The sequence below is a fragment of the Streptomyces sp. NPDC044044 genome (assembly GCF_056434405.1).
In genome coordinates this window covers 412,067-437,719 of sequence record NZ_JBWKFG010000010.1, presented here as the reverse complement: position 1 = coordinate 437,719, position 25,653 = coordinate 412,067, and the positions used below count along the sequence as shown (strand labels likewise).

The window sequence follows — 25,653 nt, the reverse complement described above, 5'->3', positions numbered from 1 at the left end:
CTCCTTCGTGAGATGTGGAGGAGTACTTCACCGTACGCGACCGGACTGACACCGACCAGGGTCGTCGGGCCCTTTGGAGCTACTGCGGGTTAAGGTCTGATCCACACTTAACAGGAGGCACACGGTTTGATCTACGGCGCAATGAAGGTCGCCATCGGAGGGCCCCTGAAGCTCGGCTTCAGGCCCTGGGTGGAAGGCCTTGAGAACGTACCCGCCGAGGGACCGGCCATCCTGGCGAGCAACCATCTCTCCTTCTCGGACTCCTTCTTCCTGCCCGCGGTCCTCGACCGCAAGGTCACCTTCATCGCGAAGGCGGAGTACTTCACGTCTCCGGGCGTGAAGGGCAAGCTCACGGCGGCCTTCTTCAAGGGCGTGGGCCAGCTGCCCGTGGACCGCTCCGGCGGACGCGGCGCGGGCGAGGCGGCCATCAAGAGCGGCATCGAGGTGCTTGAGCGCGGTGAGCTCTTCGGCATCTACCCGGAAGGCACGCGTTCGCCCGACGGCAGGCTCTACCGTGGCAAGCCCGGCGGCCTCGCGCGCGTGGCCCTCGCCACCGGGGCGCCCGTGCTCCCCGTGGCGATGATCGACACCGAGAAGATCCAGCCGCCCGGCAAGGTGGTGCCGAAGCTGATGCGGCCCGGCATCAAGATCGGCAAGCCGCTCGACTTCAGCCGGTACCACGGCATGGAGCACGACCGGTTCGTCCTGCGGGCGGTGACCGACGAGGTCATGTACGAGATCATGAAGCTTTCCGGCCAGGAGTACGTCGACGTGTACGCGACCGCTGCGAAGCGCCAGCTCACGGAGGCGGCGAAGGCCGAGAAGGAAGCGGAGAAGAAGGCGGAGAAAGCGGCCGCGGCGGCCGAGAAGGAACGGTCCGGCGCGTAATCGCGTCGCTGCACAGGGGAGCTGGGCGCTAGGGGGCGCCGCCGGCGACCAAGGGGTGGGGGACATGACCAAGCGCGTGCGCGTCATGAGGATGTCGGTCGAGCAGCCGCTGTGGCGTGCCCTGACCGGCTACCGCGTGCTGACGATGCTGTACGCGATCGGCCTCTTCGTGGCCGCGCACGAGAAGTTCGACCGCCCCTGGGTGGCCGTCGCGTACTACGTGGTGCTCGCGGGCTGGACCCTCGGCACGCTGCCGAAGGTCGCGAACGCGGCGAGCTGCACCAAGCGGTTCCTGGTCATCGACCTGACCATCGCGCTGGTCGGCATCCTGCTGACGCCGGTCGCCGACTCGCACCAGCGGATCGTCCACGACGGCCCGACGCTGCCGTCGATATGGACGGCGGGCGCGGTCCTCGCGTTCGCGATCAAGGGCGGCTGGCGGTGGGCGGCCTTCGCCTCCGCGCTCGTCGGCGTCGCCAACATCGCGCAGCGCGGCAGGCCCACCCAGGACACGCTCCACAACGTCCTGCTCGTCTGCATCGCGTCCATCGCCATCGGTTATGTCGTCGAGGTGGCCCGCGCATCCGAGCGCACCCTGGCCCGCGCCCTGGAGATCGAGGCCGCGACCCGCGAGCGTGAGCGCCTCGCCCGCGACATCCACGACAGCGTGCTCCAGGTCCTCGCGATGGTGCAGCGGCGCGGCAGCGCGCTCGGCGGCGAGGCGGCGGAGCTCGGCAGGATGGCGGGGGAGCAGGAGGTCGCGCTGCGCACGCTGGTGGCGGGCGGCCTGGTCCGGACGTCGCACGAGTCGGAGGACGCCTCACTCGGGGCCGTCGTCCGTGCGGTGGAGGAGCCCGAGGAGGACGAGGCCGCCGACGCGGAGCCCTGTGACCTGCGGTCGCTGCTCTTCCCGTACGCGGGCGCGAAGGTGACCGTCTCGGAGCCCGGCGCTCCGGTCGCCCTCGCGCCGAAGGCCGCGCGGGAACTGGCCGCCGCGGTGGGCGCCGCCCTGGACAACGTCCACCGGCACGCGGGCCCGGACGCCGGTGCCTGGATCCTCGTCGAGGACGAGCCGGACGCCGTGATCGTGACGGTGCGGGACGACGGCCCCGGCATTCCCGAGGGCCGTCTCGCGGAGGCCGAGGGGGAGGGGCGGCTCGGTGTCGCCCTGTCGATCCGGGGGCGCCTGCGGGACATCGGGGGCACGGCCGAGCTGATCTCCGTGCCGGGCCAGGGCACGGAAGTGGAACTGAGGGTCCCGCGGGCCGCCGAGAACATGGCGGCCCCGGCGGACCCACCGAACGTACGCAGCACACGGGGGAAGGCAGGAAAGGAACGATGAGCGAGCAGCAACAGCAGGACGGCACCGTCAGGGTCATGGTGGTCGACGACCACCCGATGTGGCGGGACGCGGTCGCACGGGACCTCGCGGAGGCAGGCTTCGACGTGGTCGCCACGGCGGGCGACGGCGAGCAGGCCGTGCGGCGCGCACAGGCCGCGGCGCCCGACGTCCTCGTACTCGACCTGAACCTGCCCCTGAAGCCGGGCGTCCAGGTCTGCAAGGAACTCGTCGGCGCCAACCCGGCGCTGCGCGTTCTCGTCCTCTCGGCAAGCGGCGAGCACGCCGACGTCCTGGAGGCGGTCAAGTCCGGCGCCACCGGCTATCTCCTGAAGTCGGCGTCCACGGCCGAGCTGACCGACGCGGTGCGCCGCACGGCCGTCGGCGACACGGTCTTCACGCCGGGCCTCGCGGGCCTTGTCCTCGGCGAGTACCGCCGCCTCGCGTCCGACCCGGCGCCCGGAGCGCCGGACGAGCCGAAGGCCCCGCAGCTCACCGACCGCGAGACCGAGGTGCTCCGGCTCGTCGCCAAGGGGCTGAGCTACAAGCAGATCGCCGAGCGCCTTGTCATCTCGCACCGCACGGTGCAGAACCACGTGCAGAACACCCTGGGCAAGCTCCAGCTGCACAACCGCGTGGAGCTCGTGCGGTACGCGATCGAGCGGGGTCTCGACGACGCGTGAACCCTCATAAGAGTGAACTCGGATGATCAACTCCCCAGTACCGGCCAGGAATTGACCGTCCGCACCGTCCCTGAGTGACCTGGATCACCATTAGCGTGACTCGCATCAGGTCACTCAGGTGAAGGGACTTTTCCATGCGGGTCGGAGTACTGACCGGAGGCGGCGACTGCCCCGGGCTCAACGCCGTCATCCGGGGCGTCGTCCGCAAGGGCGTGCAGGAGTACGGCTATGACTTCGTCGGCTTCCGGGACGGCTGGCGCGGTCCACTGGAGGGCGACACCGTCCAGCTCGACATTCCGGCCGTGCGGGGCATCCTGCCCCGCGGCGGCACCATCCTCGGCTCCTCGCGCACCAACCCGCTCAAGGAGGAGAACGGCGTCCGCCGGATCAAGGAGAACCTCGCCAAGTACGAGGTCGAATCCCTCATCGCGATCGGCGGCGAGGACACCCTCGGCGTCGCCGCGCGGCTCACCGACGAGTACGGCATCAATGTCGTCGGCGTACCGAAGACCATCGACAACGACCTCTCCGCCACGGACTACACCTTCGGATTCGACACCGCGGTGGGCATCGCCACCGAGGCGATCGACCGGCTGCACACGACCGCCGAGTCGCACATGCGCGTCCTGGTGGTCGAGGTCATGGGGCGGCACGCGGGATGGATCGCGCTGCACTCCGGGCTCGCCGGGGGCGCGAACGTCATCCTCATCCCCGAGCAGCGCTTCGACGTCGACCAGGTGTGTGCCTGGGTGACCTCGCGGTTCAAGGCGTCGTACGCGCCGATCGTCGTCGTCGCGGAAGGGGCCATGCCCAAGGACGGCGAGATGGTCCTGAAGGACGGCACGCAGGACTCCTTCGGGCATGTGCGGCTCTCGGGCGTGGGGGAGTGGCTGGCCAAGGAGATCGAGGGGCGGACCGGCAAGGAGGCGCGTACCACCGTCCTCGGGCATGTCCAGCGCGGCGGGACACCCAGCGCCTTCGACCGCTGGCTGGCCACGCGCTTCGGCCTGCACGCGATCGAGGCCGTGCGGGACGGTGACTTCGGGAAGATGGTCGCGCTGCAGGGCACGGACATCGTGCGGGTCCCGATCGCCGAGGCGACGGCCCGTCTGAAGACGGTGGATCCGAAGCTGTACTCCGAGGTCGGGGTCTTCTTCGGCTGATCTCCGGTGGGCGGGTGCCCTGCGCCGCCGCTTCGCGGCGGAACTCTCCCACCCGCCCACTCGCCCACCCGTTTCTCCGCAGTGCCGTATCGCCCCCTGATACCTAGACTCTCCCCATGGAAATCCTCGCCTTCGGCGTGCAGGCAGACGAGAAGCCGCTGATCGAGAAGGCCTTCGAGGGCCACCACGACATCCGCTGCCTGGACGTCTTCCTCTCCGAGGACACCGCCCCCATCGCCGCCGGCTACGAGATCATTTCCACCAGCGTCAACGCCGATCTCGGCAACCGCGTCCTGCAGACCCTCGCCGCGGGCGGGACGCAGATGATCGCCCAGCGTTCGACCGGGTTCAACAACATCGATCTCCAGGTCGCCGAGCGCCTCGGGTTCACCATCGCCCGCGTCTCGTACTACTCGCCGTACTCCGTCGCCGAGTTCGCCTGGACCCTGGCGATGGCCGTCAACCGCCGCATCGTCCGCGCCAGCAACCGCACCCGCGACTTCGATTTCAGGCTGGACGGCCTGATGGGCCGGGACCTGCGGGGCCGCACGGTCGGCGTGCTCGGCACCGGGAAGATCGGCGAGGCGTTCACCCGGATCGCGCACGGCTTCGGCATGAATCTGCTCGGCTGGGACGTCGCGGAGAACCCCGCGTGCGTCGAGCTCGGCATGAAGTACGTCGCCAAGGAGCAGCTCTTCGCCGACGCCGACCTGATCAGCCTGCACGTGCCGCTGCTCCCCGCCACGCAGCACCTCATCGGCGCCGACGCGCTGCGGATGATGAAGGACGACGCGATCCTGGTGAACTCCAGCCGAGGCGGCCTGATCGACACCGACGCCCTGGTCTCGGAGCTGCGCATGGGGCGCTTCGCGGGCGTCGGGCTCGACGTGTACGAGGCGGAGGCCGGGCTCTTCTTCCTCGACAAGTCGCTCGAAGCCATCGAGGACGACACCCTGGCCCGCCTGGTGACGTTCCCGAACGTCGTGGTCACCTCGCACCAGGCGTACTACACGGTGGACGCGGTCGGCCAGATCATCGACACCACGGTGCAGAACGTCCTGGACTACAAGGAGGGCCGCCGCAGCGAGAACGTGCTGGTCCCGGCGGCCCCCACGGCCTAGACCAGCACGCCGGACAGGAGCTCCCGCACGATCGCGGTCCCGCGCAGCGAGAGCACCGACTCCGGGTGGAACTGGACGCCCGCGAAACCGGGCCCCCGCAGCGCGTGGACCTCTCCCGTGGCCGTGTCCCTGCTGACCTCGATGCCGTGCGCCGCCAGTTCCAGGGACGTCTCCTCGTCGCAGTGGGCCACGAAGCTGTTGTAGAAGCCGACCGTCTCCGGCCGTCCGAACAGGTCGATCCGCGTCTGGGCGCCCTGGTACGGGACCTCCTTGCGGACGATCTCCAGGCCGAGCTCGGCGGCCAGGAGCTCCTGGCCGAGGCAGACGCCGAGGACACCGTGGCGGTGCTCGCGGATCACCTCGGCGGTCAGCGAGCGCAGGAAGGTCATCTTCGGGTCGGTGGGGTCGGAAGGGTCGCCGGGCCCGGGGCCCAGGACCAGCGGGCCCTCGTGCCTTTGGACCGTCTCCCGCAGCCCCGGCTCGTCGTAGCGGCGTACGGAGACCGTGAGGCCCGAGGAGCGCAGCAGATGCGCGAGCATCGCCGTGAACGTGTCCTCGCCGTCGATCACCAGGGCATGCCCGGACAGCTCGGCCGTCTGCTCCTGCATCCGCAGCCAGAACGGCGCGAGCCCGGCCCGCCTGCTGTCGAGCGCCGCGCGCACCCGCGGGTCGTCGGCGAGCGCGGGGCGTACGCGCTCGTCGCGGGGCCGCCCTGGCCGTACCCCGAGTGCGGCGAGCACGCCGGCCGCCTTCGCGTGCGTCTCGGCCACCTCGCTCGCGGGGTCCGAGCCGCGCACCAGCGTCGCGCCGACCGGGACCCGCAGACGGCCGTCCGCGGAGATGTCGGCGGTGCGGATCAGGATGGGGGAGTCGAGGGTCTGCGCGCCGCCCGCGTCACGGCCGATGAGGGCGAGGGCCCCCGCGTAGTAGCCGCGCCCGCCCGCTTCGTGCCGCTCGATGACGCGGCAGGCGTTCTGCACGGGCGAGCCGGTGACGGTCGCAGCGAACATCGTCTCCTTCAGGACCTCACGCGCGTCGAGCGACGACTTGCCCCGCAACTCGTACTCGGTGTGCGCGAGATGGGCCATCTCCTTCAGCCGTGGCCCGACGACGACCCCGCCCATGTCGCCGACGGTGCACATCATCTTGAGCTCCTCGTCGACGACCATCGACAGCTCCTCGGTCTCCTTGCCGTCGGCGAGGAAGGTGAGCAGATCGTCCGCCGTGGGGCCCTCGGCCGGGTAGCGGTAGGTCCCGCTGATCGGGTTCATGACGACCGTCCCGCCGGACATCCGCACATGCACCTCGGGGCTCGCCCCGACCAGGGTCCGGTCCCCGGTGTGCACGACGTACGTCCAGTAGGCGCCCCGCTCGCCCACGAGCAGCCTGCGGAAGAGGGCCAGGGCGTCCGCCCTGCCGAAGCCGGGGATCTCACCTTCGTACGTCCGGCGGATGACGAAGTTCGCGCCCTCGCCCCGCCCGATCTCCTCGCGCAGGACCCGCCCGACGATCTGCCCGTACGCGGCGTCGTCGACGTCGAAGGCCCCGCCCTCGACGCGAACATCGTGGGCCGGAAGCGTCGACAGGGCCTCGGAGAGCGGGAGTTCGTACGTCTCCTCGGGCGTCAGGACCGCCAGCGGCGTGCCGTCGTCGCGTACGTCGAAACCGCGCTCCCTGATCTGCCGGAAGGGGATCAGGGCGAGGCCCTCGTCGGGGATGTCGGCGAGCCGGTCGTACGTGCCGACGGCGCCGATCAGGACCTCGACCGTGTCGTGGTCGTGGCCGGGGGTGCGGCGGCGCAGGACGGCGAAGGGGCGGTCGTCGGACAGGAGCTCTGTCAGGTGCATCGGTGTGGTTCCTTCTCACTCGGAGAGGAACGGCCCCGGCCTCGCGGAGGTCCGGAAAGCACTGAAGGCCGCCCCTCGGGCGGCCTTCGCGAGTCTCGAAACGCGCAGAATCAGTGGGCCGCCGGATGAGCGGGCCACCACCAGTTTCGGTTCGTCTGCGCGTGCATGTCCCGCACCCTAGCGCATCATCAGGACGTCCAGGGCCTCGTCGAGATACGCGCCGAACTCGTCGGCCGGGGGCAGCGCCGACGGCACCGCGTGCCCGAGCTGCGCGTGCCCCAGATAGACCGTGTACGCCAGCAGCCCGCGCCGCCGTGCCTCCGGCCCGGGGAAGCCGAGCCCGGCGAAGAGCTCGGCGACGTACGCCACGCGGCGCTCGGTCACGCGGAGCAGGACCTCGGCGACCTGGGGGTGCGACGCGGTCGCGAGGAGGGCGACCTCCAGGGGGTCGGACGTGGCCGACGCGATGGCCTCGGCGAAGAGCAGACGGACGCGCCTGCGGGGGTCGGGCTCGGCCTCGACCTCCTGGATCGTCTCCTCGGTGTTGATCTGTGCCCAGCGGTTCAGAGCGGCCTCGATGAGCGCGTCACGGTTGGCGAAGTGCCAGTAGAAGCTCCCCTTGGTGGTGCCGAGCCGGACGGCCAGGGGCTCCACGGCGACGGCCGCGAGCCCGCCCTCGCCGATCGCGGTGAGGGCGGCGTCCGCCCAGTCCTGAGCGGTGAGGCGGGGCTTGCCCGCGGGCTTCTTCTGCTGCCGTTGCACCATGTCCGTACGGTACCGTATGGTCGACCATACGCCAGCGTATGGAGGTTCGCGATGAGCACGGTACTCAACGAACACGAGCGCGTGATCGAGGCTCCGGCGGAGGTGGTCGGCGCCCTGCTCGACCGGCTCTCCGTCGATGACGACCCGATCTTCCCGACGCCCGCCTGGGAGCCGATGGTCCTCGACCGCCCGCTCGGCGTGGGCGCGACCGGCGGCCACGGCCCGGTCCGCTACGGCGTCACGGAGTACGAGCAGGGGCGCCGCGTGCGCTTCGCCTTCACCCCGCCGGACAACGGCTTCCACGAGATGGCCGTCGAGCCGATGGGGGAGGGGCGCTGCCGCGTCCGTCATGTCCTGGAGACCGGGCTGCGCGGCCGCGACCGCCTGCTGTGGCCCGCCGTCGTCCGGCCCCTGCACGACACGATCATCGAAGAGGTCTTCGACAACATCGAGCGGGCCGCGACGGGCGGCTGCGCCCGTCCCGTGCGGTGGTCGCCCAGGGTGCGGCTGTACAACCGGCTCATGTGGAGCCGCCCGGAGACCGTCGGGACGCCCGAGTCCGCCCACCTCATCCGCACCGCCGTCGACCGCCCCGGCTACGAGGACGCGTACCGCATGGAGCTGCTCCCCGGGCAGCCGCGCGACCCGGAGGCCTGGACCGGCATCCTGCGCGACGCCTTCCCCGTCCTCGCCCGCGAGGGCGACGAGCTGCTCCTGGAGGTGGACACCGCGGGCCTGACGGCGCGCGCCTCGATCTTGGTCGACGGCCGGCACGTCACGCTGAGCACCGTCGCGCGGGCCGACACGCTGCGCGGCCGGATCTACTGGGGCGTGGTCAGGCGCGTGCACCCCTTCATGGCCCGCACGATGCTGCGCCGCACGCACCGCAGGCTCGCCCTCGCTGCACCGCACGCGGGCGACCGGGAGGCCGGACGTCGGCGCTCCGCTGTGTCTGCTCCGTCTCACTTGGTGAGCGGGTGAATGGACGGCAGACATCACCCCGTAATGTTGTGGGGGTGACCGTGAACGCTAAGACCACCCCAACCGGTGGCAACACCTGGCGAGACCTTCCCGCGGCGCAGCAGCCTGAGTACCCCGATGCCGAGGCTCTGCGCGATGTGATCGCGGAGCTCGAGTCGTATCCGCCGCTCGTCTTCGCGGGCGAGTGCGACCAGCTGCGCGCCCGACTGGCCTCCGTCGCCAAGGGAGAGGCGTTCCTGCTCCAGGGCGGCGACTGCGCCGAGGCCTTCGACGCCGTGTCCGCCGACCAGATCCGCAACAAGCTGAAGACGCTGCTCCAGATGGGCGCTGTCCTCACGTACGCGGCCTCCGTGCCCGTCGTGAAGGTCGGCCGTATCGCGGGGCAGTACTCGAAGCCGCGCTCCAAGGGCACCGAGACCCGCGACGGCGTGACCCTGCCGACGTACCGCGGCGACTCGGTCAACGGCTTCGACTTCGACGAGAAGTCCCGCGTCCCGGACCCCGAGCGCCTGAAGCGGATGTACAACGCGTCCGCCTCGACGCTCAACCTGGTGCGCGCCTTCACCACCGGCGGTTACGCCGACCTGCGCCAGGTGCATGCCTGGAACCAGGACTTCGTGAAGTCGTCCCCCTCGGGCCAGCGCTACGAACAGCTGGCGCGCGAGATCGACAACGCGCTCAACTTCATGCGCGCCTGCGGGACGGACCCGGAGGAGTTCAAGACCGTCGAGTTCTACGCCTCGCACGAGGCGCTGCTCCTCGACTACGAGTCGGCCCTCACCCGCGTGGACTCGCGCACCGGGCGGCTCTACGACACCTCGGGCCACATGGTCTGGATCGGTGAGCGCACCCGTCAACTGGACGGCGCGCACATCGAGTTCGCCTCCAAGGTGCGCAACCCGATCGGCATCAAGCTCGGCCCGACGACGACCACGGAGGAGGCGCTGCAGTACATCGAGCGCCTCGACCCGGACCGCGAGCCCGGCCGTCTGACCTTCATCGTCCGCATGGGCGCCGACAAGGTCCGCGACAAGCTCCCCGAGCTGGTCGAGAAGGTCACCGCGTCCGGCGCGACCGTCGCCTGGGTCACCGACCCGATGCACGGCAACACCTTCGAGGCGGCATCCGGTCACAAGACCCGCCGCTTCGACGACGTGCTCGACGAGGTCAAGGGCTTCTTCGAGGTCCACAAGGGCCTGGGCACGCACCCGGGCGGCATCCACGTCGAGCTCACCGGTGACGACGTCACCGAGTGCGTGGGCGGCGGCGACGAGATCTTCGTCGACGACCTGCACCAGCGCTACGAGACGGCCTGCGACCCGCGCCTGAACCGCAGCCAGTCCCTGGACCTGGCGTTCCTGGTGGCGGAGATGTACCGCGACCAGTAGTTATTCCCGCGAGACGCGACGGTGGGGCACGGATCCATGTGATCCGTGCCCCACTGGCGTATCGGGGGCTTTTGTGGACCCGGGGTCATGGGTAAGGTTAGGTTAGCCTCACCGATTAATCGGGACGGCGCCGCCGATGAATCCTGTCCGGGAGGTGAACCGCGTGTACGTCTGCAACTGCTTCGGGGTCACCGAGGCGCAGGTGAAGCAGCACGCGGCCGACGGCGCCTGCACACCCCGCCAGATAGCGTCCGCCAGCAAGGCGGGCACCGACTGCGGTTCGTGCGTACGGAGCATTCAGGCGCTCCTCGGCCGGGGCACGTGCCCCCGCAGGGAGCTCGCCGACCAGGGCCAGCCCGTCCTCACCGGCCTGGACGAGGCCGCCTGAGCCCTCTCTCGGCTCGGGTCAGCTCTCCGGCTGCTCGATGAGCTGCGAGATGTAGAGCGGCTCGCCCAGCTTCTCGACCAGTTCCAGCTGGGTGTCGAGATAGTCGATGTGGTGCTCCTCGTCCTCGAGGATCGACTCGAAGATATTCGCGGAAGTGATGTCCCCCTTGCCGCGCATCACCTCGATACCGCGCTTGAGGCGGTCGATCGCCTCCGCCTCGATCTGCCGGTCGGCCTGGAACATCTCCGTGACGGTCTGACCCACGCGCACGTGGAAGAGCCGCTGATAATTGGGCAGGCCGTCGAGGAAGAGAATCCGGTCGGTCAGGATCTCCGCGTGCTTCATCTCGTCGATCGACTCGGACCGGGTGTACTTCGCGAGCTTGGGCCAGCCGAAGTTCTCCTGCATCTTGGCGTGGAGAAAGTACTGGTTGATCGCCGTGAGCTCGGCGGTCAGCTGCTCGTTGAGAAATTCGATGACCTCGGGGTCGCCCTGCATCGCAGAGGCTCCTTCCACGTGGTAACTGGGCAGGTTCCGCGCATCCTTGCACCGGTGTGAGTGACCGTCCAGTAAGTGCACGCTTAGTAGGAGTTGCCCCAATCAACGGCTGACCAGCCACTGTCGGCGGCCTCCTGGTCACGTCCACCTACCCAGGTCTGTCAGGATGGACGCATGGGTCAGTCGGCGGATCGCGCATCTCGGGAAGCAGTGGAGCCGGAGCTTCCACCGGGGCAGCGACTGCAGCGGGGCTGGCCGGTCACCCACTACGGTCCGGTGCCGAAGTTCCGCCCGGAGCGCTGGGAGTTCAGGGTCTTCGGGGCCACCGCCGACGGGGACAAGCACTGCTGGACGCACGAGGAGTTCTCGGCGCTTCCGTACGCCACCGTGGTCGGCGATCTGCACTGCGTCACGAAGTTCAGCATGCTCGGCGCCGAATGGGGCGGTGTGCCCGCGCGTGCGCTGCTGGAGATCGCGCCGCCCGCGCCCGACGCCACCCACGTGATGGTCTGGGCCGAGTACGGCTTCAGCTCGAATCTGCGGATGGCCGACTTCATGGACGAGCGCACGATTTTCGCCACCCACAAAGGGGGAGAGCTGCTGACCGCCGAGCACGGTTTCCCGCTGCGGCTCGTGGTGCCCCACCTCTACGCGTGGAAGGGGCCCAAGTGGGTCCGAGGCGTGGAGTACATGACCGCCGACCGTCGCGGCTTCTGGGAGGAGCGCGGCTATCACAACGTCGGCGACCCCTGGACCGAGCAGCGCTACTCGTACCAGGAAGAGCCCGGGGACGGCCCCGAGCTCTAGTCCCGCTTCTTTCCGTTCTGCCTGGTCAGTGGTGGTACTGGTGGACCACGGCGTGGCCCTTGCCGCGGCCGATCATCCACTTGTTGACCGGGACGGTGATCACGAAAGCGGCTGCCAGGGCGATGGCGAGGATCCACCAGAACATGGGGTCCGAGAGGTGGGCGTCCATCGCTCCCGGCCAGAACGCGATCACGCCGTTGTCGATGAGCTCCATCACTGCGATGGACAGGGTGTCCGCGGCGAGCGCGACCCGGAACGCCGTCCTGAAATCGACGCCCGCCTTGAGGATGCCGCGCAGGGTCAGGGCGTAGCCGAAGAAGAAGGCCAGGGTGATCGCGAGGATCATCGTCTGCAGGTTGCCCCAGCCGAGCGCGGTGCCGATGACCATGCCGAGGATCTCGCCGATGGCGCATCCGGTGAGGCAGTGCAGGGTCGCCTGGGCCGCCATCCGCCAGCTGACCTTGCCCATGCCGTGGTGCCCTTCGTGGGCGTGGTGCGCGTGCTCGTGGTCCCCGTGCTCGGGGCTGTGGTGCGCGTGCTCGGCATGAGTGTCGTGGCCGTGCTGCATGAGAGTCCCCCAACGTCGGATATCGGTTCCTGCCGCCTGGCAAGAACCGTATACCCCTGGGGGGTATTCCTCAAGGGATCACCGGAGTCTCTGGATGCTCCTGAGCTCCTTCAGCCGCGCCACGTCCGCCGCGTGACCTTCCTTGCCGCCGGGCGTCTCGATGATCAGCGGTACGTCCGCGGTCGCGGGGTGGAGCATGAGCTCGCGGAAGGGCTCCTCGCCGATGTGGCCGGTGCCGATGTTCTCGTGGCGGTCCTTGTGGGCGCCGACCACGTCCTTGGAGTCGTTGGCGTGCACCAGCTTCAGGCGGCCCTCGCCGACGGTGTCGACAAGGAGGTCCAGCGTCTGCTTCATGCCGCTCGGCCCGGTCAGATCGTGACCCGCCGCGAAGATGTGGCAGGTGTCCAGGCAGACGCCCAGCTTCGGGTGGGCGTCGAGGGCGTCGAAGTACGGGCCGAAGTCCCAGGTGCGTGAGCAGAGCGAGAAGCCCTGGCCCGCGGTCGACTCCAGGAGGAGGAAGGGGTCGTCGTCGTGCGTCAGCTCGTCGAGGAGCGGCAGCATCCGGTCACGCACCTGCTTCAGCGCGACGCTGCGGTCCCGGCCGCCGGTCGCCGAGCCGGTGTGCACGACGACGCCGAGCGCGCCGATCTCGCGGGCCCGGCGCAGCGAGTGGCGCAGGGACTCCACGGACTTCTCGGCGGTCGCCTCGGTGTGCGAGCCGAAGTTGATGAGGTAGGGCGCGTGGACGTACGCGGGGATGTTCTCGGCGGCGCAGGCCGCGCGGAACTCCTCGTCCTGCTTCGGGTTGCCGGGCGGGGTCGCCCAGCCGCGCGGGTTGGCCACGAAGACCTGGACGGCCTCGGCACCCAGCTCCCGGGCGTACGAAAGCCCTACGGAGGCAAGACCGCCGGCGACGGGGACGTGGCCGCCGACGGGATTGCGGCAGGGGGTGCCGCTGGACGCGCTGCTGGGGGACTTGTTGCTGCTCACGCGCTCAAGGGTGGCATGGGCGCGAGGGCGCCCTGCCGCCGGATCCCGCCGGGCGCCCCGTCAGGGGCGCGGGGAACTGCGCGAGCTAACGGATCTCGATCGTGACCGTGGAACCCTTGGGCGCCTCGTCGCCGCCCTCCACCGACTGGCCCTTGACCGTGTCCCCGAAGATGCCGAGCAGCCCGCGGTCCTCGTCGACCTCGAAGCCCGCGTCCTCCAGCTTCTGCGTGGCGTCGTCGACGCTCATGCCCTCGACGTCCGGGACCTCGATCATCTCCGGGCCCTTGGAGAGCGTCAGCGTGACCGTGTCACCCTCGGCGAGGCGCTTCTGGCCCTCCCTGGGGGACTGGTCGACGACCGTGCCCTTGTCCTCGTCCGAGTGGACCCGCTTCGTCTCGATCTTGACCTTGAGGCCCAGGTCCTCGAGCTCGGCGGTCGCGTCGGCCTGGGAATCGCCCGTCACGTCGGGGACCTCGACCTCGGGGCCCTTGCTGACGACGATCGCGATGGCCGAGCCCGCCTTGCGCTTGGTGCCCGACTGCGGGTCCGTGCTGATCACGGAGCCCCTGCGCACCTCGTCGCTGAAGGCCTTGGTCGTCATCCCGGGAGCGAGCCCGACGTCCTTGAGCTTGTTCTTGGCCGCGGCCAGCGGGGTGCCCTTGAGGCTCGGGACCTTCACGATCTCGGGGCCCATCGAGACGGTCAGCGTCACGCTGCCGTTGTCGCGGATGCGCTCGCCCGCCCCGGGGTCGGTGGCCATGACCGTGCCGCGCTTGTCGGTGTCGCTGTACGCGCGCTTGACGTCCTTCACGTCGAGTCCGGCTTCGCCGAGGCGCTCCTTGGCCGCCGCCTCGGTCTTCGCCAGGAGCGGCGGGACCTTCGTGAACTGGCCGGAGTTGATGTACCAGACACCGGCGCCGAGCCCGAGCGCGAGCAGGACGGCGGCCACGACCACCATCGCGCGGCGGCGCGGATCGGGGGCTCGCCTGCGGTCGGGGGCGGCCGGTGGCGCCGGCGGAGGCGTCTGCAGGATGCTCGTGCGGTTGAGCTGGTCCTCGCGGCCCTGCTGGTCCCGCTGGTCCTGCTGGTTCTGATCGCCGTCCGTGGGGAGCGGCAGCTGCACGGACCGCACCGCGCGCGGAATCACGCTCGTACGGTCGTCGGAGTTGTCGTGTCCGTGCTCCGTCGTGTGCGCCTGCGGCGGCACCGCGTCCAGCTGCTCCAGGGAGAGCGCGGCCCGCGCCTCCCTGGCCTGCCCGAGGAGCGCCACCGCGTCGTGCGGGCGGACGTCGGGGTTGCGGGCGGTGGCGGACGCGACCAGCTCGTCGAGCTCGACGGCGAGCCCCGGAACCACCGCCGACGGGGGCGGCACGTCCTCGTGGAGGTGTTGGTAGAGCACCTGGGCGGGCGACTCGCCGGAGTGCGGCTTGGCGCCGGTCAGCATTTCGTAGAGCACGACCCCGCACGCGTACACATCCACACGCGTGTCGGCCGTGCCGTGCTCTATCTGCTCGGGGGCGAGATAGGAGACCGTGCCCAGGACCGTGCCGGTCGTGTTCGTGACGGTGTCCACCGCGCGCACGAGCCCGAAGTCGGCGACCTTGACCCGGCCGTCATCCCCTATGAGGACGTTCTCCGGCTTCATGTCGCGGTGCACGAACCCGGCGCGGTGCGCGGCGCCGAGCGCGGCGAGGACCGGCTCCAGGATGTCGAGGGCCGCGCGCGGCTGCAGGGCGCCGCGCTCGCGGAGCACGTCACGCAGGGTGCAGCCGGCGATGTACTCCATCGCCAGATAGACGTACGCGCCGTCGGCGCCCTGGTCGTACACCCCCACCACGTTCGGGTGGGAGAGCCGGGCGATCGACTTCGCCTCGCGGATGAAGCGGTCGACGAAGGAGACGTCGGCGGCAAGCGTCGGGTGCATCACCTTGAGCGCGAGCACGCGGTCGAGGCGGGTGTCCACGGCCCGGTAGACCGTGGCCATCCCGCCCACCGCGATCCGCCCGTCCACGCGATAGCGGCCGTCGAGCACCTGCCCGACGAGCGGGTCCTGAAGGGTCGTGTCCACGCAGGGAGTCTACGAGCCACCGCTGACACGGTTGCCCGCCCGGGTTGGCTCGGGCCCCGACTGCAGCCGAGCTGTGACAGGCACGCGACGCTCAGAAGGCGGGCCGCTCCGGATCGAGCCGGGCCATGCCCTCCGCGGGCGACGACGCCTCGGCGAAGTGCCGCCGGGGGATCCGCCCGGCCCGGTACGCGAGGCGCCCCGCCTCGACCCCGTGCCGCATGCCCTCGGCCATGAGGACGGGCTCCTGCGCACGCGTCACGGCGGAGGCGAGCATCACACCCGCGCACCCCAGCTCCATGGCGAGCGCGGCGTCGGACGCCGTCCCCGCACCCGCGTCCAGGATCACCGGCACGCCCGCGCGTTCGACGATCAGCTGGAAGTTGTGCGGGTTGCGGATGCCGAGCCCGGAGCCGATGGGGGAGCCGAGCGGCATGATCGCCGCGCAGCCCACGTCCTCCAGCTTCCGGGCGAGGACCGGGTCGTCGTTCGTGTACGGCAGGACCGTGAAGCCGTCGTCGACCAGGGTCTCGGCGGCGTCGATGAGCTCGATCGGGTCGGGGAGCAGCGTGCGCTCGTCCGCGATGACCTCCAGCTTGACCAGGTCGGTGCCGAGCGCCTCCCGCGCCAGGCGGGCGGTCAGGACGGCCTCGCCCGCGGTGAAGCAGCCCGCCGTGTTCGGCAGGACCCGGATGCCGAGCCGGTCGAGGACGGAGAGCACCGAGCCCTGCACACCGGGGTCGAGACGGCGCATCGCGACCGTCGTCAGCTCCGTCCCGGAGGCGATGAGGGACCGTTCGAGCACGTCCAGGCTGGGCGCACCGCCCGTACCCATGATCAGGCGTGAGGAAAGGGTGAGCCCGCCGATGACGAAGGGATCGTCTGCCATGTCGGTTCAGCCTCCTTGGACGGCGGTGAGGACCTCGACACGGTCCCCTTCGGTGAGCTGCGTGGTGGACCACTGGGTGCGCGGTACGACGGTTTCGTTGAGCGCGGCGGCGACCCCGGAGCGGGCCGCGGTGAGGGTGGCGACGAGGGCTTCGAGCGTGGTGCCCGCGGCCACGTCGCGTGCCTCTCCGTTGACGGAGACGGCGGTGACGGCTGAGAGAGTCATGCGGGCTGCTCCATGAAGCGCTGCGTGAGGGGGTCGCGGACGAAGCGCTCGGGGGTGAACCCCCGCGCCTCGTCGGGCAGTTCACCGGTGGTCAGGGCGTGCGCCATGACGTCACCGGTGACGGGCGTCAGAAGGACGCCGTTGCGGTAGTGGCCGGTGGCCAGCTGGAGGCCGGGGAGCGCGGTCGGGCCGAGCAGCGGCGCGTTGTCGGGGGAGCCGGGGCGCAGGCCCGCGCGGGTCTCGGTCAGCGGCAGTTCCGTGATGCCGGGTACGAGCTCGTGGGCGTCCCGAAGCAGCTCGTACACGCCGCCCGCGGTGACCGTCGTGTCCCAGCCGAGCTCCTCGCTGGTCGCCCCGACGACCAGCTCGCCGTTCTCACGCGGCACGAGATAGACGTGGCTGCCGCGCACGACGGCGCGCACGGTGCGGCTCAGGAACGGCGCGTACCGCTCGGGCACCGTGAGCCGCAGGACCTGCCCCTTCACGGGGCGCACGGGCGGCAGAACACCCTCCGGTACCCCGGCCAGGCGCCCGCTGAGGCTGCCCGCCGCGAGCACGGTCTGACCGGCGTCCAGGGCGGTGCCGTCGGCGAGGATGACTCCCGTGGCCCGGTCACCCGTGACCGTGAGGCGCTCAGCCCACGCGCGGTGGAAGACGACGCCCGCACGCTCGCAGGCCACGAGGAGCGCCGCGGCGAGCCTGCGCGGGTCGACCTGGTGATCGCCGTCGACGCGAAGCCCGCCCCGGACACCCGGCGCGAGCATCGGCTCCAGACGGCGGCACTCGCGCCCGCTCAGCCACTCCGACGCGAGCCCCGACTGCTGCTGAAGGGCGTGCAGCTCCCGCAGATGGGCGCGGTCGTCGGAGTCGAGCGCGACGGCGAGCGTGCCGCACGCGCGGTAGCCGAGATCGCGGCCGCTCGCCTCCGTCAGCTCGGCCGCGAACTCCGGATAGCGCCGCGCGGAGGCCAGATTCAGGCCGAGCAGCGTCTGCTCGCCGTAGTGCAGCTCGGTGACGGCGGCCAGCATGCCCGCGGCCACCTGCGCCGCGCCGCCGCCCGGCTCGGGGTCCACGACCGCCGTGGACAGGCCGCGCTGCGCCGCCCGCCAGGCCGTGACCAGGCCGATGATGCCGCCCCCGACGACCACGACGTCGGTCGTGCGGGTCGTAACGGGTGGTGTACGTGAATGCATGGGCGTCCAGCCCCTCCCTTCGCCGGCATGACCCGGATCAGGTTCGTACGGTCGGAGGCCGTCCAGCCTCCCTCTCAGCCCGGTACGTCCGGGCTCCCGCGAGTGCTCTGCACGGCCACCCTAGCCCCTGGCGTCCGGCGGCAGTAGGGGAACTGTCCGGGTATGGGCGGTGACGGTGTGTCAGAGATCTCCCCGTCGCACCCTGAGGCGCGCGTCGCCCGCCGTCCTACAGTGATCGGGTGAGTGAGCAGCGGAGTCACCAAGAGCGCCGGGTCGTCATCGTCGGCGCGGGCATGGCCGGGGTGCAGACCGCCGTGGCCCTGCGCGAGCAGGGGTTCGCCGGTGCGGTCACCCTGATCGGCGCGGAACCCCACCAGCCCTACGACAGGCCACCGCTGTCCAAGGCCGTGCTGCTCGGCAAGGCGGAGGGCTCCGCCTTCGACATCGACTTCGAGGCGCTCGGCATCGAGCTGAGCCTGGGCCACGAGGTCACGGGCGTGCGCCCCGACGACCACGAACTGGACACCGAGCGGGGCCCCGTCGCGTACGACGCCCTCGTCATCGCCACCGGCGCCCAGCCGATCCTGCTGCCCGGCGCTTCCGGAGTCCCGGGCGTCCACCTGCTGCGCACCCTCGACGACGCCGAGCGGCTGCGGCCCGTGCTCGCCGAGCAGCACCGCATCGTGGTCGTCGGCGCGGGCTGGATCGGCGCCGAGTTCGCGACCGCCGCACGTGAGGCGGGCTGCTCCGTCACCGTCGTCGAGGCCGCCGAGCGGCCGCTCGCGGGGGCGCTGCCCGCGGACGTCGCGGCGCCGATGACGTCCTGGTACGCCGATTCCGGGGCCGAACTGCGCACCCACGCGCGCGTGCAGCGCGTCGAGCCCGGCAGCGTCCTCCTGGACGACGGCACGCGGCTGCCCGCGGACGCGGTCGTCGTCGGCATCGGCGCACGCCCCGCCACGGACTGGCTCGCGGGCTCCGGCATCACGCTCGGCGCCCACCGGGAGATCCTGGCCGACGACCACCTTCGGACGTCGCAGCCCGACGTGTACGCGGTCGGCGACTGCTCGTCCTTCCCTTCGGGAAGGTATGGCGAGCGCCTTCTCGTGCACCACTGGGACAACGCCCTCCAGGGCCCGCGCACGGTGGCGGCGAACATCATCGGCGAGACCCCTTCGGCGTACGACCCCGTCCCGTACTTCTGGTCCGAGCAGTTCGGCCGCTTCGTCCAGTACGCCGGACACCACGCGTCCGCCGACGAGCTGGTGTGGCGCGGCGACCCCTCGGGCGCGGCCTGGACCGTGTGCTGGCTCCGAGGGGGCGCCCTGGTCGCCGTGCTCGCGGTGGGCCGCCCCAGGGACCTGGCGCAGGGCCGCAAACTGATCGAGGCGGGCGCCCACCTCTCCCCCGAACTGGCGTCGGACCCCGCGGTACCGCTGAAGAAGGCAGTGCCGGCGTAGCAGTGCCGGCGTAAAGGAAGGGCCCGCTGCCCGGCCGCTGTCGGTGCCCGGAGATACGCTTATCCCCGTGACCGAGATTGACGCAAAGACTGATGCTCTCGTCCCCGAGTGGCTCCACCTCCCCGACATCGCAGAAAAGCTCGACGTCGAGGTGACGCGTGTGCGCCAGCTGGTCAAGGAGGGCCAGCTGATCGCCGTGCGCCGTGGTGAGAACCGCGCGCTCGCGGTGCCGGCCGCCTTCATCGACGGCGACAAGATCGTCAAGGGCCTCACGGGCACCTTGACGCTCCTGAGGGACGACGGCTTCTCCGACGAAGAAATGCTGGAGTGGCTCTTCACTCCCGATCCCACCCTGCCCGGCACCCCCGCGCAGGCTCTGAGCGAGAATCGCGGCACGGAGGTGAAGCGCCGCGCCCAGGCGCTCGCCGTCTGACCGACACGGAAAACCGTTGCGTGCGGGCCGCGCGTCCCCGGTGGACACGCGGCCCGTGGGCCACCGACAACCCGGGGGACATCTCCATGGCCACCAAGCCTGCCCGCGAGCAGCTCGCGGACGCCCGCCTCTACCTGTGCGTGGACGCCCGCAGGCGCCAGGGAGACCTCCCGGAGTTCCTCGACGCCGTCCTCGGCGGCGGCGTCGACATCGTGCAGCTGCGGGACAAGGGCATGGAGGCGGCCGAGGAGCTCGAACACCTCCAGGTCTTCGCCGAAGCCGCCCGCCGGCACGGCAAGCTCCTCGCGGTGAACGACCGCGCGGACGTCGCGCACGCCATCGGCGCCGACGTCCTGCACCTGGGCCAGGGCGACCTGCCCGTGCCCGCGGCCCGCCGCATCCTGGGCGACGACGTGCTCGTCGGCCGCTCCACGCACGCCGACGCCGAGGCGGCGTCGGCGGCGACGCAGGACGGCGTGGACTACTTCTGCACGGGACCCTGCTGGCCGACCCCCACCAAGCCGGGCCGGCACGCCCCGGGGCTCGACCTCGTCCGGTACACGGCCTCGCTCGGCACGGACCGCCCGTGGTTCGCCATCGGCGGCATCGACGCGGGCAACCTCGACGAGGTGCTCGAAGCGGGCGCCCGACGCGTCGTCGTCGTGCGGGCGATCACCGAGGCGGACGATCCGGCGGCCGCGGCGGCCGACTTCGCGAAGCGACTGCGTTCGGCCTGATCGGCGATCTTCGGCCAACCTTCGGGGACAGTGTCCGCAGGTTGGACGGAGATTGGCCGGTAGCGGTGCCCCGTAGCTAATCTGCCCGTATGGCCCTAGGCACTGCTTCCACCAGATCTGATCGCGCACGCACCGTGCGTGACATGCTCGCGACCGGCGAGACGACGTACTCGTTCGAGTTCTCGGCGCCGAAGACCCCGAAGGGCGAGCGGAACCTGTGGAACGCCCTGCGCCGGGTCGAGGCGGTGGCCCCCAGCTTCGTCTCCGTGACGTACGGAGCGGGCGGCTCGACGCGTGCGGGCACGGTCAAGGAGACGGAGCAGATCGTCGCCGACTCGACGCTCACGCCGGTCGCGCACCTGACCGCGGTCGACCACTCCGTGGCCGAACTGCGCAACATCATCGGGCAGTACGCGGACGCGGGCATCAGGAACATGCTCGCGGTCCGCGGCGACCCGCCCGGCGACCCCCTCGCCGACTGGGTCAAGCACCCCAAGGGCCTTGAGTACGCCGCCGAACTGGTCCAGCTGATCAAGGAGTCGGGCGACTTCTGCGTCGGCGTCGCGGCCTTCCCCGCGATGCATCCGCGCTCGGCCGACTGGGACACCGACGTCCGGCACTTCGTCGACAAGTGCCGCGCCGGCGCCGACTACGCGATCACACAGATGTTCTTCTACCCGGAGGAGTATCTGCGCCTTCGCGACCGGGTCGAGGCCGCGGGCTGTTCGACGCCGATCATCCCGGAGATCATGCCGGTGACGAACGTGCGCATGCTGGAGCGGCTGCCCCAGCTCAGCAACGCTTCCTTCCCGCCCGCGCTCAAAGAGCGCATCCTCACAGCCAAAGACGATCCGGCGGCTGTACGCTCCATTGGCATCGAGTTCGCGACGGAGTTCTGCGCGCGGTTGCTGGCCGAGGGTGTCCCGGGACTGCACTTCATCACGCTCAACAACTCCACGGCGACTCTGGAAATCTACGAGAATCTGGGCCTGCATCACCCGCAGGCCTGACCGGCCGTACCCCTGGGGGCGGCGGCCGCGGGGAGAGGGGCGTACATGGGCTGGACGGTCCTCTACATCGCGTTCGGATGCGTCGCGCTGTGGCTGCTCGGCGAGGTGCTGCTGCAGTACAAGGCGCGGCTGCGCTGGCGTCTGCTCGCCTTCGGCGGCTTCCTCGGCGTGGTCATCGGCGTGCTGCTGCCGTCGGTGGTCGTCATCGGGATCGGCGCGATCGCCTTCGCCACGGGACAGACGTACGTGACGCTGTCGTTCCGCCGCGGCTTCTCGACCGGCTGGGCGCTCGGCGGCCAGCCCGGCCTGAGCAAGCGCCGCAAGACGTCGCCGCGGGGCGGTGCGGAGGCCTCCCAGGACCCGACGCTCCAGGTGTCCGACCTCGAGTTCGAGCAGGCGGGCCCGGCAGGACCGCCGCCCGAGACCGCTCCCGGCACCGGGGTCTACGCGCCGGAGCCGCTGCCCGACGACACCGGGCAGTACGGCATCTACAGCGACACGGCATACGACCAGCAGCAGTCCGCCACGGCGGACAGCGGCTACGGCTACGACACGTACGCCGCCGCGGGCTACGACCCCCAGCAGCCGTACGCGTACGGCGAGACGGGGCAGCAGCAGTACGCCGCGTACTCCGACCCGTACATCGGCACGCAGACCTACGGCGGCCAGCAGAGCTACGACACGTACGGCGACCAGCAGCAGTACGCCCCCTATCCCGCCGCTCCCACCGCCGATCCGTACGGCACCGGGGCCGGGACGTACAACGAGACGCCGCCCGGCGGGGTCTGGGTGCCCCAGCAGCGCAGCGTCGAGGACCCCTACGGCCAGTACGGCGGCGAACTCCCGCCGGAGCAGCCGTATCCCTACCAGGGCGACCAGTCCCAGGGGAACGGTTACGACGCGGGGTACAACGAGCAGTACCGGTACTGATCAGCGGGAGCGTCGGGAGCGTCGGCTCATTGCGCGCACCGGTTCACTGCGAGCCCCGGAAGTCCGGTCCCTCCACGATCAGTCCGGCGACCAGCGTGCCCGACATGCCCGCGTGCGGAAGCCCGCCGCCCGGGTGCGCCCAGCCGCCCGCTGCGAAGAGCCCCGGCAGGCGCGTGCTGTTGGCCGGGTGCAGCAGTCGGCCGTCGCCCGCCGCAAGGGACGGGGGCGGGACCGCGCCGCCGTCGGCGCCGGTGGCCCGCGCGATGTCGGCGGGGGTGCGGACCTCGCGCCAAAGCAGGCGCTCCCGCAGTCCCGGCACCACGGCATCGGCACGGTCGAGCAGGCGCTCCACGTCCGCCTCGGTGACCTCCGCGTGAGCGGGCACCGTGGCCGTCAGCGTGACCGCCTCGTGCCCGGCGTCGGGGATGAGCGCCGGGTCGTCCGGGCGCAGCACCGTGAGGGTGGGGGCGGCGGGCAGTCCGGGGCGGTCCCCGAAGAGCCGGTCGAGCTCGTCCAGGCGGTCCGATGTGTGAAGCACCGTCCGGTGAGGTGTGCCCTCGGGCCGGGCGCCGCGCAGCGCGAGAAGGACCATGAGGCGGCTGGGCAGTCCGGACCGGGCCCGCACTTCACCCTCCGCCCGTATGTTCACACCGGATGCGCCGGACATGCCGGATACACCGGACAACAAGCCGTCCAGTGCGCCCGGCGCGACACCGGCGACCACGAAGTCCGCCTCCTGCGCCGTCCCGTCCGCGAGCTCGACGCCCGCCGCGCGGCCGTCCTTCTCGATGATCCGGGTGACGGGGGAGTCGAACGCGAACTCCACCCGCCGGGCCAGGCAGCGCTCGTACACGGCGCGTGCCAGCGCGCGCATCCCGCCGCGCACGGACCACGCGCCGAAGGTGTGTTCCAGGTAGGGCAGGACGGCCGCGCTCGCCGGGGTCGACCGGGGGTCGAGGCCGCACGCGAGGGCGTACTGCTCGAGGAGTGCGAGGAGCCGTGCGTCGCCGCCCAGTTCGAGCTCGCCGACCTCGGTGAGGGTGCTCGCGCGCCGCTCGCGCCGCAGGAGGCGCTTGTGCGGCACCGAGGGGTAGGGCTCGCGGTCCGCGAGGACCTGCCAGTTCGGCCAGAGCGGCTCTTCCAGGAGGGGGCGGCGGGTGCGGTCCCATGCCTCACGGGCGCGGTTCATGTACGCCGACCAGGCGGCGCCCGCGCCGTTGCCCAGCGCCGCGTCGAGGGCCTCGCCGACGCCCGCGCGCGAGGCGTTCGGCAGATCGGCCGCCGTGCCGTCCGCGAAGACGTGCCGCACGGCGGGCTCCACCTGGGACAGTTCGACGCACTTCTCCAGCGGCTCCTTGCCCGTCTTCACGAACAAGTCGCGATAGACGGCGGGGAGATGCAGGAGGCCGGGGCCCGTGTCGAAGGCGAAGCCGTCCCGCTCCACGCTGCCGAGCGCGCCGCCGTACGTACCCGACCGCTCGTGGACCACCACCCGGTGGCCCGCGACGGCCAGCCGGGCGGCGGCCGCCATCGCGCCCATCCCGGCGCCGATCACCACAATCCGTGCCATGCCAGGGACTTTATCGGCCACCACTGACAGTCACGCCGGGAGCCCTCAGTCCGGCGGCCGTCCCGCATGCGCCGCCAGCCGTCTCTCCTCGCGGCGCTGCGCCCTGCGCCGCAGGAACCGCCGGATCCGCGAGACCAGGAAGTAGAGCAGGATCAGGCCGAGCACCAGCAGCACCGCCGCGATGATCGCGGCCGCCTCCGGATAGAACATCGCGAAGCTGACGATCCCGCCGACCCCGAGATCCTCCGCCGTGCTCACGATGACGTTGCTGAACGGCTCCGGCGAGGTGTTGATCGCCATCCGCGTCCCGGCCTTCACGCAGTGGCTTGCCAGCGCGGTCGAACCCCCCACCGCCCCCGCCGCCAGGTCGGGCAGCGAACCGCTCTGGCCCGCGAGCAGCGCACCGACCACGGCGCCGGACACCGGCCGGATCACGGTGTGCACCGTGTCCCACACCGAGTCCACGTAAGGGATCTTGTCGGCGACGGCCTCGCAGGCGAAGAGGACACCGGCGACGATCAGCACATCAGGACGCTGCAGCGACTCGGGCACCTCGTCGGTGATCCCGGTCGCGCCGAAGACACCGAGCAGAAGGACCACGGCGTACGCGTTGATCCCGCTGGCCCAGCCACTGGTGAAGACCAGGGGGAGTACGGACACGGACGCGATCGTAACCAGTAGGGAACGTTCCGGCCTGGGGATGAGCACCCAGGTCTGAGTATCCGTACCTAGTGATGGAGATGAGTATCAGCGCGGATGGGTCCCGACCTGCGCAGACGGAAGAGTGAGGGACACGGAGAGGGGCGCAGCGCCCGTACCGCCGACACGGGGCGGCGGAACGGCGCGGCGCCCTTAACCGCTCCTCCCACCCCGCCGAAGGTGGGAGCGAGACACGGGGTGACGGGCGGCGGCTCGGGGATGACCACCCGGGGGGCCGAACGGGGGAACGCGGGGGAACGCGGAAGGCGCCGGTCCGGTGCCGCCTGGAGATCAGGTGGCACCGGACCGGCGCCTTTGCGTGCACGGCGTGGGGCCCGCCCGGGGACGGCTCAGCGCCCTCCGCTCACCCGGCCCTGCAGCAGTCGCGAGAGCGCCGAGTGGACGTCGTCGAGGGAGCGCTCCGGCTGGAAGGCCTGCCAGTCGAGGGCGGCCACCAGGACCATCCCGACGAGCGCGGCGGCCGTCAGGGGGATGTCGATCTCCTCGCTGAGCTCGCCGTTCTCCACGCCGGCCCGCAGGACGTCCTCGACGACGGCGACCGCCTGCTGCCTGACCACCATCAGGGTGGACTGCCAGGCGCGGTTGGTGCGCCACAGCTCGGCCACGTACAGCTGGGTGAAGGCGGGGTAGCGGTCGATGAAGACCAGGCCCGCCCTGATCATCGCGTCCAGCGCGTCGACCTGCGTGCCGCCGCTGCCCGCCGCCTTCTCGGACGCCTCCTTCAGGGAGGCGGTGAGCAGCCCGACGCCGTGCCGAAGCAGCTCTTCGAAGAGGACCGATTTGCTCGCGAAGTTGTAGTAGACCGTGCCCTTCGCGACCCCGGCCCGCTCGGCGATCTCGTCGACCGTCGTGGCCGAGAAACCCTGCTCCGCGATGAGGGTGACGGCGGCCTCGTAGAGCTTCTGCCGGGTGGCCTCACGCCGGGTGCTGGTTGCGCTGCTGTCCATGGGCCTGATTCTCACAGGTCCTGCCGCTCGCACAGGCTCGGTTGCGGG

Annotated in this window: 27 protein-coding genes and 1 riboswitch; of the genes, 14 read left to right on the top strand and 13 right to left on the bottom strand. The window is 71.0% G+C overall.

Features of this window, described 5'->3' with window-relative positions:
• Window positions 1-141: 141 nt before the first annotated feature.
• From AC07AG_RS35595 to AC07AG_RS35575, 5 genes are all read left to right on the top strand, one after another.
• Window positions 142-888, top strand: coding sequence for a lysophospholipid acyltransferase family protein (locus tag AC07AG_RS35595; protein ID WP_249593080.1), 747 nt, complete (start codon window positions 142-144; stop codon window positions 886-888).
• Window positions 889-952: 64 nt separating this feature from the next.
• Window positions 953-2,230: a MacS family sensor histidine kinase gene (gene macS, locus AC07AG_RS35590; protein ID WP_478760517.1), complete on the top strand. Its 1,278-nt coding sequence runs from the start codon at window positions 953-955 to the stop codon at window positions 2,228-2,230.
• Window positions 2,227-2,910 (top strand): response regulator, encoded by a 684-nt coding sequence (locus tag AC07AG_RS35585; RefSeq protein WP_478760516.1) that lies wholly within the window; start codon window positions 2,227-2,229, stop codon window positions 2,908-2,910. The genes macS and AC07AG_RS35585 overlap by 4 nt, the downstream gene beginning before the upstream one ends.
• A gap of 134 nt (window positions 2,911-3,044) precedes the next feature.
• Window positions 3,045-4,073 carry a 6-phosphofructokinase gene (locus AC07AG_RS35580; protein WP_478760515.1) on the top strand — a complete coding sequence of 343 codons (1,029 nt, stop codon included), beginning with the start codon at window positions 3,045-3,047 and terminating at the stop codon, window positions 4,071-4,073.
• 116 nt (window positions 4,074-4,189) lie between these two features.
• Complete coding sequence (locus AC07AG_RS35575) at window positions 4,190-5,194, top strand: 2-hydroxyacid dehydrogenase (protein WP_478760514.1); 1,005 nt, start codon at window positions 4,190-4,192, stop codon at window positions 5,192-5,194.
• On the opposite strand, the gene AC07AG_RS35570 is transcribed toward AC07AG_RS35575, so the two are convergent.
• The 3 genes from AC07AG_RS35570 to AC07AG_RS35560 form a co-directional block, all read right to left on the bottom strand.
• Window positions 5,191-7,041 (bottom strand): anthranilate synthase family protein, encoded by a 1,851-nt coding sequence (locus AC07AG_RS35570; RefSeq protein ID WP_478760513.1) that lies wholly within the window; start codon window positions 7,039-7,041, stop codon window positions 5,191-5,193. The genes AC07AG_RS35575 and AC07AG_RS35570 overlap by 4 nt on opposite strands.
• A 110-nt stretch (window positions 7,042-7,151) precedes the next feature.
• The gene (locus AC07AG_RS35565) at window positions 7,152-7,208 is read right to left on the bottom strand and encodes a trp operon leader peptide (RefSeq protein ID WP_361046300.1); all 57 of its coding nucleotides are present in this window, start codon (window positions 7,206-7,208) and stop codon (window positions 7,152-7,154) included.
• A 10-nt stretch (window positions 7,209-7,218) separates the two neighbouring features.
• Window positions 7,219-7,806 carry a TetR/AcrR family transcriptional regulator gene (locus AC07AG_RS35560; protein WP_478760512.1) on the bottom strand — a complete coding sequence of 196 codons (588 nt, stop codon included), beginning with the start codon at window positions 7,804-7,806 and terminating at the stop codon, window positions 7,219-7,221.
• A 51-nt stretch (window positions 7,807-7,857) separates the two neighbouring features.
• On the opposite strand from AC07AG_RS35560, the gene AC07AG_RS35555 reads away from it, so the two are divergent.
• The 3 genes from AC07AG_RS35555 to AC07AG_RS35545 all read left to right on the top strand — a co-directional run bounded on the left by AC07AG_RS35555 (window position 7,858) and on the right by AC07AG_RS35545 (window position 10,563).
• A complete protein-coding gene (locus AC07AG_RS35555; RefSeq protein WP_478760511.1) occupies window positions 7,858-8,787 on the top strand; it encodes a DUF2867 domain-containing protein in 930 nt (309 codons plus the stop codon).
• Between the two features lie 35 nt (window positions 8,788-8,822).
• Complete coding sequence (locus AC07AG_RS35550; protein WP_249590400.1) at window positions 8,823-10,175, top strand: class II 3-deoxy-7-phosphoheptulonate synthase; 1,353 nt, start codon at window positions 8,823-8,825, stop codon at window positions 10,173-10,175.
• A gap of 136 nt (window positions 10,176-10,311) precedes the next feature.
• On the top strand, window positions 10,312-10,563 hold the full coding sequence (locus tag AC07AG_RS35545; RefSeq protein ID WP_249590401.1) for a (2Fe-2S)-binding protein: 252 nt from the start codon (window positions 10,312-10,314) through the stop codon (window positions 10,561-10,563).
• Window positions 10,564-10,581: 18 nt separating this feature from the next.
• Here AC07AG_RS35545 and bfr read toward each other — a convergent pair whose 3' ends face one another.
• Window positions 10,582-11,061 carry a bacterioferritin gene (gene bfr, locus AC07AG_RS35540; protein ID WP_160504564.1) on the bottom strand — a complete coding sequence of 160 codons (480 nt, stop codon included), beginning with the start codon at window positions 11,059-11,061 and terminating at the stop codon, window positions 10,582-10,584.
• 174 nt (window positions 11,062-11,235) lie between these two features.
• Here bfr and AC07AG_RS35535 point away from each other — a divergent pair, with 174 nt between their 5' ends.
• A complete protein-coding gene (locus AC07AG_RS35535) occupies window positions 11,236-11,868 on the top strand; it encodes a sulfite oxidase-like oxidoreductase (protein ID WP_361045532.1) in 633 nt (210 codons plus the stop codon).
• Window positions 11,869-11,893: 25 nt separating this feature from the next.
• Here the strand turns inward: AC07AG_RS35535 and AC07AG_RS35530 are convergent, their stop codons facing one another.
• From AC07AG_RS35530 to thiO, 6 genes are all read right to left on the bottom strand, one after another.
• Window positions 11,894-12,436: a DUF4396 domain-containing protein gene (locus tag AC07AG_RS35530; protein ID WP_478760509.1), complete on the bottom strand. Its 543-nt coding sequence runs from the start codon at window positions 12,434-12,436 to the stop codon at window positions 11,894-11,896.
• Between the two features lie 78 nt (window positions 12,437-12,514).
• Complete coding sequence (locus AC07AG_RS35525) at window positions 12,515-13,426, bottom strand: deoxyribonuclease IV (protein WP_478760507.1); 912 nt, start codon at window positions 13,424-13,426, stop codon at window positions 12,515-12,517.
• Between the two features lie 85 nt (window positions 13,427-13,511).
• Window positions 13,512-15,494 (bottom strand): Stk1 family PASTA domain-containing Ser/Thr kinase, encoded by a 1,983-nt coding sequence (pknB, locus tag AC07AG_RS35520; protein ID WP_478760506.1) that lies wholly within the window; start codon window positions 15,492-15,494, stop codon window positions 13,512-13,514.
• A 91-nt stretch (window positions 15,495-15,585) separates the two neighbouring features.
• Window positions 15,586-16,380 (bottom strand): thiazole synthase, encoded by a 795-nt coding sequence (locus AC07AG_RS35515; protein WP_478760504.1) that lies wholly within the window; start codon window positions 16,378-16,380, stop codon window positions 15,586-15,588.
• A 6-nt stretch (window positions 16,381-16,386) separates the two neighbouring features.
• Window positions 16,387-16,605, bottom strand: a complete 219-nt coding sequence (thiS, locus tag AC07AG_RS35510; protein ID WP_478760503.1) for a sulfur carrier protein ThiS — start codon at window positions 16,603-16,605, stop codon at window positions 16,387-16,389.
• Window positions 16,602-17,798: a glycine oxidase ThiO gene (gene thiO, locus AC07AG_RS35505; RefSeq protein WP_478760502.1), complete on the bottom strand. Its 1,197-nt coding sequence runs from the start codon at window positions 17,796-17,798 to the stop codon at window positions 16,602-16,604. Before thiO ends, thiS begins: the two co-directional genes overlap by 4 nt.
• Window positions 17,796-17,908: riboswitch (TPP riboswitch) on the bottom strand. (Overlaps the previous gene by 3 nt.)
• A gap of 183 nt (window positions 17,909-18,091) precedes the next feature.
• Here thiO and AC07AG_RS35500 point away from each other — a divergent pair.
• From AC07AG_RS35500 to AC07AG_RS35480, 5 genes are all read left to right on the top strand, one after another.
• On the top strand, window positions 18,092-19,258 hold the full coding sequence (locus tag AC07AG_RS35500) for an NAD(P)/FAD-dependent oxidoreductase (RefSeq protein ID WP_478760654.1): 1,167 nt from the start codon (window positions 18,092-18,094) through the stop codon (window positions 19,256-19,258).
• Window positions 19,259-19,325: 67 nt separating this feature from the next.
• Window positions 19,326-19,691, top strand: coding sequence for an Rv2175c family DNA-binding protein (locus AC07AG_RS35495; protein ID WP_478760500.1), 366 nt, complete (start codon window positions 19,326-19,328; stop codon window positions 19,689-19,691).
• An 86-nt stretch (window positions 19,692-19,777) separates the two neighbouring features.
• Complete coding sequence (gene thiE, locus AC07AG_RS35490) at window positions 19,778-20,428, top strand: thiamine phosphate synthase (protein ID WP_478760498.1); 651 nt, start codon at window positions 19,778-19,780, stop codon at window positions 20,426-20,428.
• Between the two features lie 89 nt (window positions 20,429-20,517).
• Entirely contained in the window at window positions 20,518-21,438 is a 921-nt protein-coding gene (gene metF / locus AC07AG_RS35485) for a methylenetetrahydrofolate reductase [NAD(P)H] (protein ID WP_478760497.1), read from the top strand.
• Window positions 21,439-21,483: 45 nt separating this feature from the next.
• Window positions 21,484-22,368: a hypothetical protein gene (locus AC07AG_RS35480; RefSeq protein WP_478760496.1), complete on the top strand. Its 885-nt coding sequence runs from the start codon at window positions 21,484-21,486 to the stop codon at window positions 22,366-22,368.
• Window positions 22,369-22,411: 43 nt separating this feature from the next.
• Here AC07AG_RS35480 and AC07AG_RS35475 read toward each other — a convergent pair whose 3' ends face one another.
• The 3 genes from AC07AG_RS35475 to AC07AG_RS35465 all read right to left on the bottom strand — a co-directional run bounded on the left by AC07AG_RS35475 (window position 22,412) and on the right by AC07AG_RS35465 (window position 25,605).
• Entirely contained in the window at window positions 22,412-23,938 is a 1,527-nt protein-coding gene (locus AC07AG_RS35475) for a phytoene desaturase family protein (RefSeq protein WP_478760494.1), read from the bottom strand.
• 45 nt (window positions 23,939-23,983) lie between these two features.
• On the bottom strand, window positions 23,984-24,598 hold the full coding sequence (locus AC07AG_RS35470; RefSeq protein WP_249590415.1) for a DUF4126 domain-containing protein: 615 nt from the start codon (window positions 24,596-24,598) through the stop codon (window positions 23,984-23,986).
• Window positions 24,599-24,987: 389 nt separating this feature from the next.
• Window positions 24,988-25,605, bottom strand: coding sequence for a TetR/AcrR family transcriptional regulator (locus AC07AG_RS35465; protein ID WP_478760492.1), 618 nt, complete (start codon window positions 25,603-25,605; stop codon window positions 24,988-24,990).
• Window positions 25,606-25,653 lie beyond the last annotated feature (48 nt).

What these genes read in the sequence shown, in the direction of transcription:
- AC07AG_RS35595 (WP_249593080.1), top strand. Translation starts at nt 142, where the DNA reads ATGAAGGTCGCCATCGGAGGGCCCCTGAAGCTCGGCTTCAGGCCCTGG.
- macS (WP_478760517.1), top strand. Translation starts at nt 953, where the DNA reads ATGACCAAGCGCGTGCGCGTCATGAGGATGTCGGTCGAGCAGCCGCTG.
- AC07AG_RS35585 (WP_478760516.1), top strand. Translation starts at nt 2,227, where the DNA reads ATGAGCGAGCAGCAACAGCAGGACGGCACCGTCAGGGTCATGGTGGTC.
- AC07AG_RS35580 (WP_478760515.1), top strand. Translation starts at nt 3,045, where the DNA reads ATGCGGGTCGGAGTACTGACCGGAGGCGGCGACTGCCCCGGGCTCAAC.
- AC07AG_RS35575 (WP_478760514.1), top strand. Translation starts at nt 4,190, where the DNA reads ATGGAAATCCTCGCCTTCGGCGTGCAGGCAGACGAGAAGCCGCTGATC.
- AC07AG_RS35570 (WP_478760513.1), bottom strand. Translation starts at nt 7,041, where the DNA reads ATGCACCTGACAGAGCTCCTGTCCGACGACCGCCCCTTCGCCGTCCTG.
- AC07AG_RS35560 (WP_478760512.1), bottom strand. Translation starts at nt 7,806, where the DNA reads ATGGTGCAACGGCAGCAGAAGAAGCCCGCGGGCAAGCCCCGCCTCACC.
- AC07AG_RS35555 (WP_478760511.1), top strand. Translation starts at nt 7,858, where the DNA reads ATGAGCACGGTACTCAACGAACACGAGCGCGTGATCGAGGCTCCGGCG.
- AC07AG_RS35545 (WP_249590401.1), top strand. Translation starts at nt 10,312, where the DNA reads ATGAATCCTGTCCGGGAGGTGAACCGCGTGTACGTCTGCAACTGCTTC.
- bfr (WP_160504564.1), bottom strand. Translation starts at nt 11,061, where the DNA reads ATGCAGGGCGACCCCGAGGTCATCGAATTTCTCAACGAGCAGCTGACC.
- AC07AG_RS35535 (WP_361045532.1), top strand. Translation starts at nt 11,236, where the DNA reads ATGGGTCAGTCGGCGGATCGCGCATCTCGGGAAGCAGTGGAGCCGGAG.
- AC07AG_RS35530 (WP_478760509.1), bottom strand. Translation starts at nt 12,436, where the DNA reads ATGCAGCACGGCCACGACACTCATGCCGAGCACGCGCACCACAGCCCC.
- AC07AG_RS35515 (WP_478760504.1), bottom strand. Translation starts at nt 16,380, where the DNA reads ATGGCAGACGATCCCTTCGTCATCGGCGGGCTCACCCTTTCCTCACGC.
- thiS (WP_478760503.1), bottom strand. Translation starts at nt 16,605, where the DNA reads ATGACTCTCTCAGCCGTCACCGCCGTCTCCGTCAACGGAGAGGCACGC.
- thiO (WP_478760502.1), bottom strand. Translation starts at nt 17,798, where the DNA reads ATGCATTCACGTACACCACCCGTTACGACCCGCACGACCGACGTCGTG.
- AC07AG_RS35500 (WP_478760654.1), top strand. Translation starts at nt 18,092, where the DNA reads ATGGCCGGGGTGCAGACCGCCGTGGCCCTGCGCGAGCAGGGGTTCGCC.
- thiE (WP_478760498.1), top strand. Translation starts at nt 19,778, where the DNA reads ATGGCCACCAAGCCTGCCCGCGAGCAGCTCGCGGACGCCCGCCTCTAC.
- metF (WP_478760497.1), top strand. Translation starts at nt 20,518, where the DNA reads ATGGCCCTAGGCACTGCTTCCACCAGATCTGATCGCGCACGCACCGTG.
- AC07AG_RS35480 (WP_478760496.1), top strand. Translation starts at nt 21,484, where the DNA reads ATGGGCTGGACGGTCCTCTACATCGCGTTCGGATGCGTCGCGCTGTGG.
- AC07AG_RS35475 (WP_478760494.1), bottom strand. Translation starts at nt 23,938, where the DNA reads ATGGCACGGATTGTGGTGATCGGCGCCGGGATGGGCGCGATGGCGGCC.
- AC07AG_RS35465 (WP_478760492.1), bottom strand. Translation starts at nt 25,605, where the DNA reads ATGGACAGCAGCGCAACCAGCACCCGGCGTGAGGCCACCCGGCAGAAG.